This is a genomic window from Paenibacillus sp. FSL F4-0100, assembly GCF_037993005.1.
Taxonomy (GTDB): domain Bacteria; phylum Bacillota; class Bacilli; order Paenibacillales; family Paenibacillaceae; genus Paenibacillus_AQ.
Window position 1 is genome coordinate 3,315,552 of the sequence record NZ_CP150303.1, and the last position, 17,729, is coordinate 3,333,280.

General features: G+C 48.1%; 17 protein-coding genes and 1 other annotated feature. Of the genes, 14 read left to right on the plus strand and 3 right to left on the minus strand.

Going from position 1 to position 17,729, the window contains the following annotated elements:
• Positions 1–57: 57 nt before the first annotated feature.
• Positions 58–285, plus strand: coding sequence for an S-layer homology domain-containing protein (locus MHH48_RS15095; RefSeq protein WP_340390693.1), 228 nt, complete (start codon positions 58–60; stop codon positions 283–285).
• A gap of 444 nt (positions 286–729) precedes the next feature.
• Here the strand turns inward: MHH48_RS15095 and MHH48_RS15100 are convergent, their stop codons facing one another.
• Positions 730–1,599 (minus strand): cation diffusion facilitator family transporter, encoded by an 870-nt coding sequence (locus MHH48_RS15100; protein ID WP_076326052.1) that lies wholly within the window; start codon positions 1,597–1,599, stop codon positions 730–732.
• Positions 1,600–1,825: 226 nt separating this feature from the next.
• Entirely contained in the window at positions 1,826–3,772 is a 1,947-nt protein-coding gene (locus tag MHH48_RS15105) for a TetM/TetW/TetO/TetS family tetracycline resistance ribosomal protection protein (protein ID WP_076326053.1), read from the minus strand.
• Positions 3,773–4,053: 281 nt separating this feature from the next.
• Between MHH48_RS15105 and MHH48_RS15110 the strand changes: the two genes are divergently transcribed.
• From MHH48_RS15110 to MHH48_RS15125, 4 genes are all read left to right on the plus strand, one after another.
• Positions 4,054–4,497 carry a GNAT family N-acetyltransferase gene (locus MHH48_RS15110; RefSeq protein ID WP_076326054.1) on the plus strand — a complete coding sequence of 148 codons (444 nt, stop codon included), beginning with the start codon at positions 4,054–4,056 and terminating at the stop codon, positions 4,495–4,497.
• 238 nt (positions 4,498–4,735) lie between these two features.
• On the plus strand, positions 4,736–5,500 hold the full coding sequence (locus tag MHH48_RS15115; protein ID WP_083659838.1) for a metallophosphoesterase family protein: 765 nt from the start codon (positions 4,736–4,738) through the stop codon (positions 5,498–5,500).
• Positions 5,501–5,541: 41 nt separating this feature from the next.
• Positions 5,542–6,030 (plus strand): translation initiation factor IF-3, encoded by a 489-nt coding sequence (gene infC, locus MHH48_RS15120; RefSeq protein ID WP_076326055.1) that lies wholly within the window; start codon positions 5,542–5,544, stop codon positions 6,028–6,030.
• 87 nt (positions 6,031–6,117) lie between these two features.
• Positions 6,118–6,376, plus strand: a binding site (T-box leader).
• A gap of 78 nt (positions 6,377–6,454) precedes the next feature.
• Positions 6,455–8,137, plus strand: coding sequence for a glutamine--tRNA ligase/YqeY domain fusion protein (locus MHH48_RS15125; RefSeq protein WP_076326056.1), 1,683 nt, complete (start codon positions 6,455–6,457; stop codon positions 8,135–8,137).
• Between the two features lie 109 nt (positions 8,138–8,246).
• Here the strand turns inward: MHH48_RS15125 and MHH48_RS15130 are convergent, their stop codons facing one another.
• Positions 8,247–9,110, minus strand: coding sequence for a pentapeptide repeat-containing protein (locus MHH48_RS15130; RefSeq protein ID WP_076326057.1), 864 nt, complete (start codon positions 9,108–9,110; stop codon positions 8,247–8,249).
• Between the two features lie 356 nt (positions 9,111–9,466).
• Between MHH48_RS15130 and MHH48_RS15135 the strand changes: the two genes are divergently transcribed.
• From MHH48_RS15135 to MHH48_RS15175, 9 genes are all read left to right on the plus strand, one after another.
• Positions 9,467–9,892 carry a DMT family transporter gene (locus MHH48_RS15135; RefSeq protein WP_076326058.1) on the plus strand — a complete coding sequence of 142 codons (426 nt, stop codon included), beginning with the start codon at positions 9,467–9,469 and terminating at the stop codon, positions 9,890–9,892.
• A 52-nt stretch (positions 9,893–9,944) separates the two neighbouring features.
• Entirely contained in the window at positions 9,945–10,646 is a 702-nt protein-coding gene (locus MHH48_RS15140; protein WP_076326059.1) for a cyclic nucleotide-binding domain-containing protein, read from the plus strand.
• 40 nt (positions 10,647–10,686) lie between these two features.
• Positions 10,687–11,145 carry a DMT family transporter gene (locus tag MHH48_RS15145; protein ID WP_076326060.1) on the plus strand — a complete coding sequence of 153 codons (459 nt, stop codon included), beginning with the start codon at positions 10,687–10,689 and terminating at the stop codon, positions 11,143–11,145.
• A 33-nt stretch (positions 11,146–11,178) separates the two neighbouring features.
• Complete coding sequence (locus MHH48_RS15150) at positions 11,179–11,583, plus strand: NUDIX domain-containing protein (RefSeq protein WP_076326061.1); 405 nt, start codon at positions 11,179–11,181, stop codon at positions 11,581–11,583.
• A 444-nt stretch (positions 11,584–12,027) separates the two neighbouring features.
• Positions 12,028–13,275: an MFS transporter gene (locus MHH48_RS15155; RefSeq protein WP_076326062.1), complete on the plus strand. Its 1,248-nt coding sequence runs from the start codon at positions 12,028–12,030 to the stop codon at positions 13,273–13,275.
• Positions 13,276–13,458: 183 nt separating this feature from the next.
• Complete coding sequence (locus MHH48_RS15160; RefSeq protein ID WP_076326063.1) at positions 13,459–13,911, plus strand: hypothetical protein; 453 nt, start codon at positions 13,459–13,461, stop codon at positions 13,909–13,911.
• Positions 13,912–13,940: 29 nt separating this feature from the next.
• Positions 13,941–14,567, plus strand: coding sequence for a TetR/AcrR family transcriptional regulator (locus tag MHH48_RS15165; protein ID WP_076326064.1), 627 nt, complete (start codon positions 13,941–13,943; stop codon positions 14,565–14,567).
• Positions 14,564–15,025, plus strand: a complete 462-nt coding sequence (locus tag MHH48_RS15170; RefSeq protein WP_076326065.1) for a DUF2269 family protein — start codon at positions 14,564–14,566, stop codon at positions 15,023–15,025. Before MHH48_RS15165 ends, MHH48_RS15170 begins: the two co-directional genes overlap by 4 nt.
• A gap of 176 nt (positions 15,026–15,201) precedes the next feature.
• Positions 15,202–17,709, plus strand: a complete 2,508-nt coding sequence (locus MHH48_RS15175; RefSeq protein ID WP_076326066.1) for a WG repeat-containing protein — start codon at positions 15,202–15,204, stop codon at positions 17,707–17,709.
• Positions 17,710–17,729: the final 20 nt, after the last annotated feature.

Genomic DNA, 17,729 nt, shown 5'->3' on the forward strand with positions numbered 1-17,729 from the left:
AATACGTTCTTTGGAGTGAATGATCCGATTACCCGAGAGCAATTGGTAGTGATGCTCATGCGAGCAGCGGACATCCCTGCAGGGGGAGAAACGATAACGTTTACCGATCAAGGGAACATTTCATCTTGGGCCCGCGAGGCGGTAGATGCACTGTCGGGACAGGGAATCATCTTGGGCGACCCGGATGGCAGCTTCCAGCCACAAAAAGCCGCTACCCGTGCAGAAGCGGCGGTTACATTCGTTCGAACTTTAGAAAAAGTTAAGTTAGTGCAGAGCGATATGTAATGACACGATATAGAAGTTGAAATTAAGGGCTGTTCTCGATAAGTCAATCCAATGATGACTTATCGAGAACAGCAGTAATACAAGGCAAATCGTTGAAGAAGACAGTTGGCATGCAATCCAAATACCTAAACCTGAGATCGTAATAAAGTCTAAAAGGGAGACCTCCGTTCTCCTACTTCACTTTGCTTGCGTGCTCCGCGCATAACTTTGAAATTGTTGTCGAGATATACGCGGTCTTTGTTTGTTCTGAGAAAATAGAAGATGAACCTGATTCTTCTTATGGTTCTGACGATGATCAATTATGCAGCGCTTTAGGTTGTCAGCCAGGGGATTTGCTAGAGCACATAGCGGAGCAATAAGTAAAAGAAATAAAGTGAAGGTCCGGCCAATAGGAATATGGCCGGACCTTCTTCGTTAGTTATGACACTTGGTAATGTTGCAGGTTTAACTCGGTTCTATATGAACATGTACGTCATAAACGCCGTGAGTTTCTTTTAATTCATGTTCCACCTGGTCAGAAATATCATGGGCGACCCGGATATCCAGATTCGACCTGACCAGGATGACGATGTCGACAACCGTGTTGCTGCCATAATTCCTTGCCCGAATGTCCTTGACACCCTTAACGCCAACCACTTGTTTTACGGTTTCTTTGTAGTCTTTGACAATGTTTTCATCGAAGCCATCGGTTAAATGATGAGAGGCATCGCGGAATATATCCCAAGCGGTTTTACATATCAGGAAGCCTACCAGTACGGCGGTAAGCGGATCGAGCCACGGGAGATGAAATTGAGCGCCGATGATACCCACAACCGTACCGATGCTTACCCAGGCATCCGAGAGATTGTCCTTTGCCGCTGCCATTACGGCTTGACTGTTTACTTTGGCGGCCAGGCGCTTGTTATAGCGGTAGACCAAGTACATCACAATGGCGCAGACAATGCCGGTCCATGCGGATATGAGATCGGGCGATTCATGGTTCCCTTCAAACATGGAAGAGACGGCCCCGAACAAGACCTGGATCCCGACGGCCATCATAATAAAAGAGGCGATCAAGGAGGCTACCGTTTCCGCTTTCCAGTGACCGTATGGATGATCCCGGTCCGCAGGTTTTTGCGATAATCGCAGTCCGATCAATACAGCAATGGACGCCACGATATCTGTAGCATTATTTAAACCGTCCGCCCGCAGGGCCTCGGAGTTCGCGGTGTACCCTATCAATAATTTAATTGCAGATAAACAGATATAAGCAATGATACTGATGATGGCACCTTTTTCACCCAATTTTAAATCATGATAACGTTGTTGTTCCAAATCTAGCCGACTCCTTCCGCACACCCAAAAAATAGTACCTGACTATATTACCAAGCAGAGCAGGGGTGGGTCTAGAGCAACGTTTTTTCCTATCACTTAATAAGTGACAAGGGGCAAAAAGAGTTGCACCAGACTAAGAAAGATAGAGTGACGCTAGGATTTTAAGCACATCAAAATAGCGGGCGAGACCATCTCTCGGCACCGCTATGGATTGATACATATGTTCTTACATGATCTTGTTCAAATGAAGCATATATTCACCGCGATTTAGCGGGTTGACTTGTCTCCGTTTATTCACAGGGACGGTGGCTTGCACCTTCACGTAGCCTCCTGGTTTTACGGAGAGCATGCCCTCACCGCTTGTTAGAGAATGGACTTCGGCTTTCAGCAAGTCGGTCGTCCGCACGGGGATGGTACCATGAATGTGGACGGCATGGTTGTGGAATGTGGGTTCCTGATAGGTCCCTTCCAGTGCCGCCAATCTGGATAACACTTTGCTCAAACTGGTTTCCGGCAGAATGAATTGGATCACGTTTATGGGCTCATATACTTCCGTTCCGGCTATGTTGAGCGCAGCCATGAGGACGAGCGGGGTCAGACTGCGAAAATCCTTTGCCGTCGATACCGGACTTGCGTAGCCGGTATGCGTCAGCGTCACCATAATATCGGTCACGGACCATCCATACAGTCCCTCTTGCAGCACCTCAATCACGGTATCTTTAATCGCTTTCTGAAAGGATAAGGGGAGGGAGCCCAGCTCCACTTCCAGTCGATAGTGAAGTCCAGTTCCTCTCTCGCCAGGTTCGACTCGTAAGCCAACCGTTGCATAAAAAGGACACTCGCCCATATATTCAACAGCCTCTCCCATCGCAACAGGCTTCTCGATACAAATGACCCGCGGAGCTGAAAATACAGCTTCGATGCCGTATTGCTGCTGAATCGTTTCCAGCAGAATTTCTTGCTGGACTTTGCCGAATACGTGGATGATATGTTCCTTGGTATTTGGATCCTGGATATATTGCAGGAACGGATCCTCTTCAGTAAGATCGCTTAAGGCAGTGTAAAGTTGATGCTCCTCCGCAGGATTCTTGGCTGACACTTGGACTTGTATCGGCGGCTTCTGAAAATGGACCCGCTTCATCCTGTCGGATACAGCACCGATGACGTCGCCCACCTTGAGTTCATCAGTAATGAGAATCGCAATGTCACCGGCATCGATCTGATTCACCGGAATGGATTTGCCATCATCCAGAGCATGTAGGTGTTTCACCTTGAACATGGTGGTGTTTCCGTTCTGCGTGATCACCTTAATCTCATCACGTGCCTGGATACTGCCGGCGAACAGCCGGAGGTAGACGTTACGTTCCCCATTCGGAAGTTTGATGACTTTGAACACCAAGCCGGATAACGATTCATGCTGAAGCTCCGAGGCGTCATTAACGGGGAAACATTCACCAAGCGCATGAAGCAGCGGCTCGATGCTGATCCCTTTGGCTGCTGATCCTGCAAAAAGGGGGTATACTCTACCTTGCTGGGTTTGCCTGTGTAATTCCTCCTGCAACCGTTCGCGAGATATGGGAATATCCTGAGCATAGTCGTTCAGCAGATCGTCATTGGTCAGTGCCAACATTTCGACCCACCCGGCTTTATGGGGATCGGCCACATCCACCCGAACGGCTGCGCTGCCTTCTTGAGTTACAGAGCTCATCTCGCAAATATGTTCATCCAGCAGGTTACGTATCATGGTAGAGACTTTCTCGTAATTCGCGCCCATTCGATCGATCTTGTTCATGAATAGAACGGTGGGAATCCCTTGTTCTTTCAGTGTTTGCATGAGCACCCGCGTCTGGGCCTGTACGCCCTCAACCGCGGAAATAACCAGAATGACGCCATCCAGCACACTTAGTGAATGCTCGACCTCCGAGATGAAATCGGCATGTCCCGGCGTATCGATCAAGTTGATTTTTAGATCGCCCAGCATGAACGATACCGCAGCGGACTTTATCGTGATGCCCCGTCTCCGTTCAATGTCCAACGAATCCGTGATGGTATTGCCTTGGTCAACGGAGCCCGCTTGATCAATAATTCCGGATCTAAACAGGATTTGCTCCGTTAGTGTGGTTTTACCGGCATCAACATGGGCCAAAACCCCAATATTCAATATTTTCTTCATATATAATAACCCTCATTCGTTTCATTGTTAGTTGTCCTTTCCGTTGGTTGTTATAGTTGAATTGCCGCATAAAGATCGCCTCCATGAAAAATAAAGTTACTTCTAGTTTATCCATTAAGAGATAAACGGAATATGTAATAAATACTTATAGTCATTCATTATCTTGTTCTCTACCCTTCAACGTGCAGCGTCATATTTGAATTTACATATTTAATACCGTGAAAAATGGTCGGCATTGGATTAGGATAAAGGCATACACCATATATGAAGGAGTCTTGCATTTGATAACACTTCATGCCATAGATAAGGACAATTGGGAGAATTGCATTCGTCTTAAACCGAGACCTGAACAGGAGAAGTGGATTGCCCCCAATCTATATTCAATAGCGGAAGCTCAATTCATGGAGGGCTTCGAAACGCGTGCGATCTACCATGATGAAGAGATGATCGGATTTGTAATGTATGGTCTGCATCCACACGATGATAACTACTGGATATACCGGTTTATGATCGATGGTAAGTTTCAGGGACTGCATTATGCCAAACCCGCGATTCGTTTGGTTCTCGAGGAGATTCGGACCTCGCCGGATACAACGGACGATGTTATGCTATGTTACAAACCCGAGAATGAGCGTGCAAAAAGGCTATATTCCGAAATTGGATTTAAAGAAGCCGGGTATGCCCCCTGGGGAGACGTGATGGCTAAATATCGTTTTATAAAATAGGCTATAAATAGAAAAGCCGTGCATTCAACCATTTCTTATGGCAGAACGCATGGCTTTTTAGCTCCATTCTTTGTGGAGGCGGATGAATTTGGACTGTACACGAGTGTTTTTTCACCAAAAGCGGAGGTTTGCCAAGAGAAAGGAAGTTTGGTTCCTCACAAGGCGTAGCTCCGAATTCAAGTGCGTGTTGATATGAAGGAGAATATGCTATTATACCTAAATAGCAAAGTTGCTCGGAATGGAGGGGACTACGATTCGAATATTAGCGATTAGCGACATTCATGGCTGCTACGATGAATTCAATCAGTTATTGTCTGACGTGCAGTACAATCCTGATAAGGACAAGCTGATCTTGCTCGGGGATTATGTGGATCGCGGATTAAGAAGCAGGGAAGTCATTGAGCAAGTGATGGAATTGCGGGATGAAGGTGCCATCACTCTTCGGGGGAATCATGATCAGATGATGCTGGATGCCATTTTGCTTGATACGGATGAAGTGAACTCACGCTGGATTCGCAATGGAGCTCGACATACGATTGAAAGCTACTGCGGCGCCGATTTTTTTGAGGGTGAAATGGATCGCGCCAGATATAACGAAGGTAAAGCCTATATTAAAAAAAAGTTCGAGCATCATCTATCTTTTCTTGATACGCTGGCTCTCTATTATGAAACAGACACTCACATATTCGTGCATGCAGGAATCAATCCGGGTGTTGATGACTGGAAGTTGCAGCCTCATCATGATTTCATCTGGATTCGCGATCCGTTCTATAATTATCCAACAGGCCTTAACAAAACCGTGGTGTTCGGGCATACGCCGGCCATGAACTTGCATGATTCGGAGGGGATTTGGTTCTGTGAAGAAGGGGACAAAATCGGTATCGATGGAGCGTGCGTGTACGGTAAACAGCTTAACTGCCTGGAAATCACGGAAGAGCAGGAATATCGAACGCATATTGTTCGGTTCATGCACAATGATGTGAACGTAGAGGAAGAGCAATAAAATAAACGAATACATACTCTCGATAGGAGGATCTATCCACCATGTTAATTATGAATGAAAAGATAAAAGCTCGCGAAGTAGAGCTGACCGGCCTAAACGGCGAAGATCTGGGAGTCGTCTCCAGGGATGAGGCGCTTGCGCTGGCGAAAAGTCACAAAGCCGATTTGGTGTGTACCTCGCTATTCAGCAGTCCCCCGCCCTGCAAGCTCGTCAGCCGGGGGCAGGCGAAGCAGGAGGCCGTGATAGAGAAGAAGGGCCAGACAGCTTCATCAAGTCCGGTGAAAGTAAAGGAATTCCGCTTGTCTGTACATATTGAAGAGCATGATTATGACACCAAGCTGTCGCAAATGCATAAGCTGCTGGAAGCGGGCAAAGCTGTCCAGCCCGTTATTCGCATTCAGGGCAAGGAGGGCGAAGCCGCTCGCAAGCTGCTTGAGCGACTCGTTCAAGATCTGGCTGAGGTAGGCAAGAAGGAGACGGGCATTCAGGTCAGCGGCAAGCAGGCTACCGTGAAGCTGCTGCCGATCTAAGCTGACGGAACGCATATTCAGGCGTTTCATTTTAGTGAGGTTCCATGGTTTACTTTTTTATATTTAGATGATACTATGGATCAAATTGTAAACGCCATGAAGAGAAGAGTAGATGAGCAGGAATCCCCACAGAGAGCTCCGGTAAGCTGAAAAGGAGTTGGAAGCCATTCATTGAACCAAGTCTCTGAGCGGCGCATCGGAACTTATGGATAAGGGATGGTGCGACAGGAGCTCCTGTTACAGAGCTAGGGTATAAGCGATCGCGTGATGGCCGTACCCGAAAAGGCTGGTATCGTGAGATATCGGCAAATAGGGGTGGCACCGCGAAACCAATCTCGTCCCCAAGACTTATGTCTTGGAGACGGGATTTTTTTGTTTTTTACGGAGTTACGGCAGAAAAAATCAACGTAAGGAGGAGTCAGGTATGAGCGAGAACAAAAACAAGGTAGAAGAAACGGTGGATTTTTTGACCAAGATGATCAAAGAGGATGTAGACAACAGCGTGTACCACAGGCCGGTGGCTACGCGATTCCCGCCGGAGCCCAACGGTTATCTGCATATCGGCAGCGCCTATGCGATTTACATCAATCATTCCATCGCCAGCCGGTTCCATGGGACTTTCAATCTTCGGTTCGACGATACGAATCCACTGAAGGAAGATATCAAATACGTGCATGCGATTCAGGAGGATATACAGTGGCTTGGACTTAAGCCGGACGTTTATTTCGGGTCGGATTATGCGCATCAAATCGCTGAAGCGGCCAAGAAACTCATAGCTAAAGGGAAGGCTTACGTCTGTGATCTCACGCCTGAACAAATGACGGAATACCGGGGGACGCTGACAGAAGCTGGCATCAACAGCCCTTTTCGGGAGCGCAGCATTGAGGAGAATTTGGCGTTATTTGAGCAAATGATCGCAGGGGCATTTCAACCATCGGAAAAAGTACTCCGAGCCAAAATCGATATGTCTTCCCCTAACATGAACCTGAGAGATCCAGTCCTGTATCGTATCATTCATGCGGAGCATTACCGTACGGGAACAACGTGGTGTGTATATCCGATGTACGATTTTGCCCATCCGATCCAGGACTGGATCGAAGGAATTACCCATTCGTTATGCTCAGCCGAGTTTAAAGATCATCGCCCGTTATACGAGTGGGTGCTTACGGAACTGGAAGTGACGGAGCCTCCGAAGCAGCGGGAATTCGGAAGGTTGAATATCTCGGGATACGTAACGAGCAAGCGATACCTGAGGGAATTGGTGGAGGGAGGTTTTGTCGACGGATGGGATGACCCTAGACTGCCAACGTTGAGAGGATTACGGCGGCGAGGCGTGACACCTGAGGGCATCCGGCGTTTCCTGGGGGAACTCGGGGCGTCTCGCGGCAACAGCCTGGTAGACTCGGGCATGCTCGATCATTATATCCGTCAAGACTTGAAGGAACGGTGTTATAACGCGATGGCCGTCATGAGGCCGCTGAAGGTGATCATCACGAATCTTTCAGAAGATTGCACCGAGATGCTTGTCATACCGAATCATGAAAGTGACGAAAAATTGGGTGAGCGGGAGGTTCCTTTTTCACGAGAGTTGTACATCGAGCGAGAGGATTTTATGGAGGAGCCCGTTCCCGGATTTCACCGGTTATCCTCTGGCAAGGAAGTGCGTTTGAAAGGAGCCTACTTCATCAAATGCGAACATGTCGTGAAAGACCCAGCAACGGGGGAAATCATGGAGATCCACTGCACGTATGATCCACTAACGAAGAGCGGGAGCGGATTTAATGAGCGGAAGGTGAAAGCAACGCTGCATTGGGTGTCTGCGAAGCACGGGATTCCGGCGGAACTTCACTTGTATGATAAGCTGCTGAAGGAATCAGCCGAGTTATCAGAATCGGATAACGTTTGGAAGGATCTGATGAATCCCGAATCGTTGATTCGAATCGAAAACGCCATACTGGAGCCTTCCATGCTGAAAGCGACGATGAACCGTACGTACCAATTCATCAGACACGGATATTTCTGCGTGGATTCCAAATATACGACAGAACGCAGGCTGGTGTTTAACCGTATTGTTCCTTTAAAGGATTCATGGAAGAAGCGCGCTTAAAGTCGTTGAGTATGAAGCATTTGGCTAATACCAAAAAGCCGGGAGCAAGTTAGCTGCCGGCTTTTTAGTGTTTTTAGTAAATCATCATCTCTTCCACCCATATTGAGCGTTAACGCGTCCAATGTCCCGGTCGAGATAAGGATGGAGGCAGTTGGGTGCTGGCGTCTCCTCTCGCCGCGTTAACCTGGAATTGAGTAAGGAAGATGCTGGTCGCTAGATTGGCTCCGCTAAGGTCTGCGTCCCTGAAATCGGCACCGATCAGATCGGCAGCACGCAGATCGGCCTCTCTGAGGTCTGCGGCAATGAGATAAGCGCCTCTCAGATTGGCGTATCTCAGGTCTGCTCCTTTAAGCTTAGCTCCCATCAAGTCAGCACCGCGCCCCCCGATCTTTTGACGCACGGGTGGCCCTTTATGCTTCTTGCGCGCATCATCCCGCACAAGTTCACTGGTTCGGAGAAGCAGCTGATTCACTTCTGCCCGATGAGCTGCCACATCCAGCTGTAACAGGGATTCGGGAGGAAGCTGAGTCAATCGACTCGTCTCTTGCAGCGACAATCTCAGATCGGTATGAATGTCTTGAGCCGGTTGCAAAGTCAGGGCTTCGTTCAGATACCATAACAGCTCGTGAAGCTGTCGCATGATCGGGAATACGTCAAACATTTCTTTTGCTGTCCCAGGGGCCTGCCGCCAGTCGCGTCCGTTATAGGTGACCTGTGAAACCATTTGACCTGCTCCAAAGCAGTCGTATACGGTGCAGCCTCTCATACCTCGCTGCCTCAAGCTGCTGTGCACACCGCAGCGGAAGTCGGATTGCAGATGGTGACAAGGGGTTCCGCCGTCTTTGTCCATGGCAAAATCCGTTGAGGCGGCGAAGGGTAAAGCGACGCAGCATAATCCAAAGCAGCGTTCGCAATCCGCTTGTAATTGTAATCCGCCCTGTTCATCGGGGACTTGTTCTTGTTTGTCTAGCATAACGTTAGAGGAGCTCCTTCCAAGTCGGTGTTACGTCAATGAGTGACATCTAGTTATATTTTAAAACAAAATGATCATAGAGTCCTAGATGCAATCTTGGTTTAAACTGTTTTATACCTCGGGAATGGGTTAAAATCATAACCCCCCGATGCTATAATGCATCTTAAGCTGCCAAGGAAATTCCGGCAGCTTTTTGTATGTTATATGCAAAGCCAACCGATAGTATATAATGAAATTCGTGTCTATGGACATCGCTTTATTTGGAATTTCCGTCATTTCAGGACATATGTCCTTTCCTGAGTTTGGGGAATTAACTTTTAATAGTATACAGACCTATAGAAGAAGGAGTATGTATCGTGAGAGGAATCTTATTTGCATTCATTGGCGGTGCCTGCATTACGCTGCAAGGTGTGGCCAATGCCCGGATTAGTCAGGATATGGGCACCTGGCAAGCTGCCGCGGTTACGCAGTTGACCGGATTTATTATGGCCTTCATTATTCTGCTGTTCGTTCGCGACGGAAGCAGACAAGGATTTGGACAAGTGAAGCCGCTCTATCTAATCGGAGGAGCCTTGGGGGCGCCCATTATATTCAGTGAGGTGACTGCGATTCAGAACATCGGTGTTACATTAACGATATCCGCGTTATTGATCGCCCAGTTATTCTTAACGTTCCTGATTGACAGCAAGGGATGGTTCGGTGTAGTGAAAAAGAGAATGAGCTTGCCTCAATTCATCGGGATCGGGATGATGATCGCTGGTGTCGTGATTATCAAATTATAATGTGGAACCAAGCGGTTCTTGAGATGGAGTGTTCGGGAAAGGAGAGAGGGACGTGAAGGAAATTCATAATGCGGAGCTCATGCAGCATCTTTTGCTGAGCAACCAGATCCAGTCCGTATTTCACGATGATTTAATGCCTTATCTGGTGTTATATCACTATGATCAGGGCGACATCGTCTGCACGCAAGGCGAGCCGGCAGATATGCTGTATATCTTGGTTCAAGGGAAGATTAAAATCTTCACGACCTCCGCGGAAGGCAAAGCGCTTGTTCTATCTTTCAAAACACCGCTTGAGGTGATCGGAGATATTGAATACATTCAAGGCAATCCGTTGATCAATACGGTACAGGCCGTATCATCTGTCTATATGATCGGCGTGCATTATCGCTGGCTTCGCAAATACGGACAGGAGCATCCGCCGCTGCTTCAATTTATGCTGCGGATCATTACGCGGAAATTTTATATTAAATCCAATTTCTTGAGTTTCAATTTGCTTCATCCGGTGGAGGTACGACTGGCTAGCTATTTACTGTCCGTTTCAGAGGCGGAGTCGGATACGTTCGCTACCAAAAACCCGGCCGCGTTCAACCTGACCGATATCGCGAATCTGCTTGGAACCAGCTATCGGCATTTAAACCGGGTGATCTTGAAATTCAGTCAGGAAGGGCTGATCGAGCGTCACAAGGGGTACATTCTGATTAAAGACCGGGATGCGTTAACGAATGTAGCGGGAGGCAATATTTACGAAGAATAACACACGGTGATGATGAAACATGAAGTAAGGGAGATGGAACATGTTAGCAGGATTGGTATTGGCACTAATCGCGGGTTCAATGGTTAGTTTGCAGAATATTTTCAATAATAGAGTGAATGAGAAGACAGGCCCCTGGTCTACAACGACGTTGGTGTTAGGCATGGGCTTCGTGGCTTCGTTCGGCATGAGTCTTGCTGTAGAAGGCAAGGGGACGTTCGCCATTCAAAACATGGAGCCTTGGTACTGGATTAGCGGGTTGATTGGGGTCGGCGTGGTGATTTGCCTGGTGCAGGCGACAAGGCTGCTGGGTGCCACATTCGCCATTTCGATTGTCATGACCTCGCAGCTCGGTTTCGCACTGTTGTGGGACTCCTTGGGATGGTTAGGGTTAGAGAAGGTTCCGTTTACAATGAATCAGTTGATCGGTGTTCTTGTGATTGTCGGGGGGATACTGGTATTTAAATTAGGCGGGAAACGGGAACAACAAGGGACGGCTTAGCATGAAGTTTACATGATAAGGGGAGGAATCCATATGATAACGGAGATTGACAAGATCGCCTGGATCCACATCGTGGATGGGCGCATATTGGGCGCTCGTTCCAAAGGAAAGGATACGTACTATCTGCCGGGAGGAAAACGGGAACCGGGAGAATCCGATATCGATACGCTGGTGCGGGAAATCAAAGAGGAGCTGTCCGTTCGGATCAAACCGGAGACCGTGACGAATGCAGGCAGCTTCCGGGCTGGCGCTCACGGCAAATCGGAGGGTGTTCGAGTAACGATGTCCTGTTACACGGCGGAGTATGAAGGAGAGCTAAGCCCGGCTTCGGAGATCGAAGAATTGGCTTGGTTAACGTATAAGGATCGGGAGCGGGTCTCTGAGGTTGGCCAGATGATCTTCGATCATCTGCATGAATTGAAGAAGCTGGCTGATTAAGCCCCATTGGGAAAATTATCCTGCGTCCAGGCTGCCAACTGCTAAGCGCATTCTATATTCTATACTGGTCCAACGGAAGGATTGTACGATTTATCGTACAAATCTCTTCTAACAGCTGGCATTTGACTCTCTGTTGTGCGATTATTCGTACAAAAACCACAGTTTGTTCCTGTTAAGCCTCAGTTTGTTTAATACATCATGCAACAAAAAAAGACGCTCCCACGGGATCGTCTTTCATATTTAGAACAAATGTTCGTTTTGTGGGTCATCTAAATTGAATCGGGCGATATTCGGCTTTCATATTATTAGTATAGCTCAGCGCTCATTATAAGTCTATATTTTGCCAGGGAAATGTTTTATAGTTTGTAATACCCGGCCGGGAGACGTGATATATCGTTCGTTTTTTAACTTTTGTGCTGCTGCGACATAGAGAGAGGGAGTCTTGTGCAAATACGATTATGGGATAACAATTTAAAGGTTCGATTATTGGGTGAAGCGCTGTTCAATATGCTGTTTTGGATGTATTTCCCCTTCATAACGGTTTATTTCGGAGCGGCTTTAGGCAATCATATCGCGGGAATCCTCATGACGGTTCCTCCGATATTCAGCATTATAGGCAGCTTGCTCGGCGGTGCTTTAGCCGATCGGCTGGGACGTCGCCCCATCATGCTGCTTGGCGCGTCGCTGCAGACGGTCATGTTTGCGATGTTCGCGTTATCGCCTTCGCACTGGATCGATTATGCCGCTTTTATCGGCATCGGATTCGGGGGAGCCATCTATAGACCTGCCAGCTCCGCAATGGTAGCCGATCTGGTTCCGGTTCAAGAAAGGCGGCAAGTATTTGCAACGTTTACGACAGCGAACAACTTGGGTGCCGTGCTTGGTCCGGCACTTGGAGCCATTTTCTTTTTTCAGTATCGGCAAGAGCTTCTGTGGTCATGTTCCTTCGTATTGCTGATCTATTTCATCGCGATTTACTTCATCGTTCATGAAACCCTGCCGGGGCCTGCCCAAAGTGTAAAGGCAACGGGGTCGATTCTTCAGGTATTCAAGGAACAGTGGAAGGGATATGGCATCATTTTTCGAGATAAAGTGTTTCTGGTGTACATACTGGCGGGGATTTTTGCCCTTGTGGCGATCATGCAGCTGGATCTGTATTTGGCGGTATATGTGATCGATTATGTACCATCCCAGGCGCTGTTCTCCTGGAACGGACATTCGCTTATGCTATCGAGCACAGAGATATTAGGGTGGGTGCTGGGGCTCAACGGTCTCTTGTTTGTTCTCTTTATTCTGCCAGTCACCAAGTGGTTTCGGAATTGGAAGGAGCGTGATGTATTCGTACTATCTTCCTTGTTATCCGGAGTAGGTACTTTTGCACTCGGACTGAATACGAACATCTGGTTCTTATTCTTTGTAACCATTATTTTTACTTTCGGCGAAATGGCTCGTTCCCCAGTGACGCAAAGCTTTATTAGCCGTTATGCTCCAGAGCATGCAAGAGGACAGTATATGGGAGCTGACAGCTTACAGTTTACTATCGGAAGATTTCTGGCTCCGATGACGGTATTTCTGTCCACTTGGCTGCCGCCTATGGGTATATTCAGCATCATCTTGCTATCGGCATTAATCAGTGTGGCGCTGTATATCCTGCTATTTCGAATGTATGTAGAAGAAAAAAGCGCAGCATAGCTGACCTATGTTATGAGAGTAGAGGGCAAGCCTGGTTGTAGGACAGCCGCACGCTTGCTCTCTTTTTTAATAAGGTACTGACGTGCCTGAAGTATTTAAAGGAATAAATTTGAAACCCCCATTTACAAACCGATGGTCGGTATATATAATGAGGTTATGAAATTCGGAAGGTTGGTGAGGTTGATGATCCCATTTGTCGCGATGATGGTTTCGCTACTTTTGTTTCGGACGCTGGGCTTCACAGGCTGGGAGTATGTAAATGACTGGGTCATTTCGCTCAGGTTTGCGGTTGCGGTCATGTTTTTGGTAACGGCTTCTGCCCACTGGGGAAAACGACGACCCGATCTAATCGCCATGATCCCCCCGGGAATACCGAATGCCCCGTTCATGGTTACCTTCACCGGGCTGCTGGAGATTGCGGGCGCTATTCTAATCCTGATTCCGGCTACCACAGCCTTGGCATCTACAGGTCTCGCACTGATGCTGATAGCCATGTTTCCTGCCAATGTATACGCAGCGAATCGCCATTTGTCACTTGGCGGCAAGCCGGTCACTTCAATCGGGCTGAGAACGGTTCTGCAAATCGTTTTCCTGGCCGCAGTTCTCATGGCGGGCTGGCTTCCGCCTCAGGGGTAACCAACTTATCATCAAGGAGGAGTTATTAGATGAAGCAGGAAGAAAGGCGAGAGCAAACCAAGCGAATACTGCTTGAAGCCACGGAAGAATTGATAAGGGAGCAAGGCTGCAGCCAAACCACCCTTAATGACATCATGAAGCGTTCGGGCTTGTCCAAAGGGGCCATATTTCATTATGTTTCAAGTAAGGATGAGCTGTTTGTGCACGTATTACGAGCTAAGCTTGCTGAGCAGAACGAGCAGTTCATGAGTGAAGTGAACAAGCAAGGGGACATTAAACAGTTTGAAGGACCGATGAATACCATTACCAACAGCATGTCGAGACTGGAAAGCCGTGACGATGTGAGCAACCTGATCTTAATGTACCTTATTGGAAAAAGCGATCAGCCCGAAATCGCCGACATTGTGGCTGGCTTCTATAGAGAAGCTACAGCGACTTCGAAGAAATGGATTGTTACAGGCCAGGAAGCGGGGGTCATACCGGAAACCATCGATGCGGAACGGACGGCAGAGCTGTTTGAGCTGTTGTCGTTCGGACTGCGGATGCGGGGACTAATCGGCGTAAATAGTCATGTATTTGGCACGAAGGAATATGCGGATTTCATCATCGATATTCTTCGGCCCGGGCACCGGGAAGAGGGGAAGGATGGCTTATGACATTGTGGTTATTTCTGCACATCGCCGGATGTGTGTTATTCCTCGGCAATATCATTACGGCGGTATTCTGGAAAGTAAGAGCTGATCTGAAAGGGGATCCGGCAGAAATCCATAACACGGTTAAGAATGTCATGTTAGCCGATATGGTATTTACCCTGCCAGGTTTACTGCTGATCATCATTTCAGGCGTTGTGATGGCTGTTCAAGCCGGATATGGAATGGGCGGAATGAGCTGGCTGATGGCTTCATTGATTCTGTTTGGTATGACGGGGATCCTGTGGGCTGGTTTATTGATTCCGCTGCAAAAAGGGATGATTCGGCATAGTAAACAATCCATTAGGGATGGGGTCATTACAGCAGGTTATAAAAGAGCTTCGGCGTATTGGGCGGTAGGCGGGACGATAGCCACGCTGCTGCCGGTCGTTATTTTGTATTTCATGGTCAGCAAACCATTTTGAAGTGAAGAGAACGATCTGATTGCCTGACGTGATCAGGCCGTTTTTTTGTTTTGCGGTCATCCGCCAATGGAAACACGGGACTTAAGAAATGCTCTCCGCCTCGCCCGCAGGTGCATATTTAACCATCGTCTGCATACGATTAGGCGAGAAAGCTCTGAATAAGGGAGGGTGCCCAAATGTCCGTCAATGATCAGCAGCTGGCACAAATCGCTATGGCCTATCTGCCGCACGGTGCTGAACTTGTACGAATCGATAAGCCTGCAGAACATCCTGCAGTTGTCGCAGTCGACATCACGGGAGATCACATCCCAGAGATTGTCGGTGTGTCCCGATTGAATCATGAGCTTTATTTATTTGTGCTGCTTTACCGCAATGGCGGATATGAGGTCGTTGCCAACGTCTTGGGGCAGGGATATGGGGTTACTTCATTGACGGCGGCCCCTGTGTTGAACCCAAGTATGAATCAATTAATCGTAGGTTGGCAGCTCGGTTCCATCTGGTCAAAATTGTCGATCTACGCTTGGACGCCAGAGGGCCTTCAAGATATCGGACCTGCTGATATATATTACAGTTATATCGATATTGCAGATATGCCGGGTGCTTCGGGTCCGGATGGTCAGGCTGAAATCGCGCTTTGGATTCACGATACAGGCGAAGCTTATCGAGTCGAGGTCGTCAGATGGAGCCAAGGGGCGTTAGTGACTGCACCGGATGTATACCGCTATTATTTCCCTGTCGTTGTAAGGTACTACGAGAGATTGACGCAAGAACATCCGGATTATTCTTATTACTGGTATTACCTGGCGGATGCACAATATCGGGCCGGGATGCCGGAAGCGGCCCTTGTGTCGGTCCGCAAAGCACTTACGTTCGCAGAACCCTACCCGGCGCGTGAAACGCTGCTGGATCTTGAGAGGCGAATAAAGGAGATGCTAGCAGGCAGAGGGCAGCCGCAGCAGCATGCCGGTTTATTTCCGGCATCCGTGAAGACGACGGACGGAACGAAGTGGGGATATATTGATCGTAGCGGAAGTATGGTCATTGAGCCAAAGTATGATGATGCACAGGATTTCCAGGACAATGGTCTTACGATCGTAGGCGTGAACGGTAAGTATGGCCTCATTGACAGGTCTGACCGTTTCGTAGTGAAGCCTATATATCAGTCCATCAGCCCGTTCTCGGAGCATCGAGCGACCGTGATCGATGATCAAGGTTTTAAGATGATTAACGAACAAGGGGAAGTGCTGACACGACGAGGATTTCCGTATATAGCAGGGCTTCGAGAAGGAAGGGCGGTTTATTATGTAACTGATAATGGCAGTGGAGATGGAGCGAACAGCCGATACGGCTACCTCGATTCCGCGGGCCAAGAGGTGATCCCAGCGCAATATGAGGAAGCGAATGATTTTGTCAATGGCAAAGCTGTTGTGAAAATAAAAGACAATCTTTACGCGCTCATTGATCTCTATGGACGCCGATTGGCCAATTATCCGTTCGCCTACGTCGGACCGCCTGGCGATGGCTTGCTGGCCTTTCAGAAGGATAGCACTGGCAAATACGGATATATCGATGAGCAGGGGAACATCGTCATTCCGCCGACCTATACTTCGGCATTTTCTTTTCATCATGACAGAGCGATCGTTAACACGGCAGAAGATTACAAGTCGAAGTATGGCGTCATTAATAAGCAGGGCGAGTGGGTAATCAAGCCGGAATATAACGATATCCGGGACTTGAATGAAGACCGGTTTGCGCTTGGGCGTGCGATTAATCCTGAACAGCCGTATATTGGTTCGATGTATGCCATTGCAGATTGGGACGGAAAGAGGTTATCTGATTTTGTATATCGGGAAGTTTCTGATTACAAGCATGGATTGGCCTCGGTTTATGATGCGAAACAGACGTATTTTATTGATCGAACCGGCAGACCGGCGCCGGGGTATCCCCAAGTGAACGGCAGCGGTTCGCTTACGCTGGAAGCAGGAGGGTTGATTAAGGCCCTGGTCGATCAGCGTCTGTCTTACCTGGAAGGGTCGGGTCATGTCATATGGAAGCAGAACACGGTGATCCCGCTGCATTCTCCTTATAAGGTAATGGAAGAAAAGTATAAACCCAATCCGGACTACTTAGTCTATTATCCACAGATCGATGGAATGAGGGATCAAGCAGCTCAGCACACGCTGAATACGAAGCTTAAAGAAATGTCACAGGTGAAATTCATTCCTCCGAATCAACAGCTTGATTATACGTATACAGGCGATTTTGATGTCATTTTCTACAAGCAGAAACTGCTTGAACTGGAGTTGAACGGTTATAACTATCCCTCTGGTGCCGCACACGGCATGCCAACGAAAGTTTACGCCGTGATCAATCTTGAGAACGGCAGGATGTATGAATTGAAGGACTTGTTTAAGCCGGGCACCGATTATGTGAAGGAGCTCAGCCGCATTGTTGGTAAGCAGATTCAAGAGGATCCGCAGTATTCGTATGTATTCCCGGATAGCTATAAGGGAATTGCAGCAAACCAGCCCTTCTATGTAACCGAGGACGCATTACATCTGGTGTTTGCACCGTATGAGATCGCCCCTTACGCAGCGGGTTTTCCGACGTTCACAATTCCTTTTGCCCAGATCAAGGGCATGATTGATACCGAAGGGGAGTTCTGGAAGGCGTTTCATCCCTAACCTTTCATCTTCGGGAATAG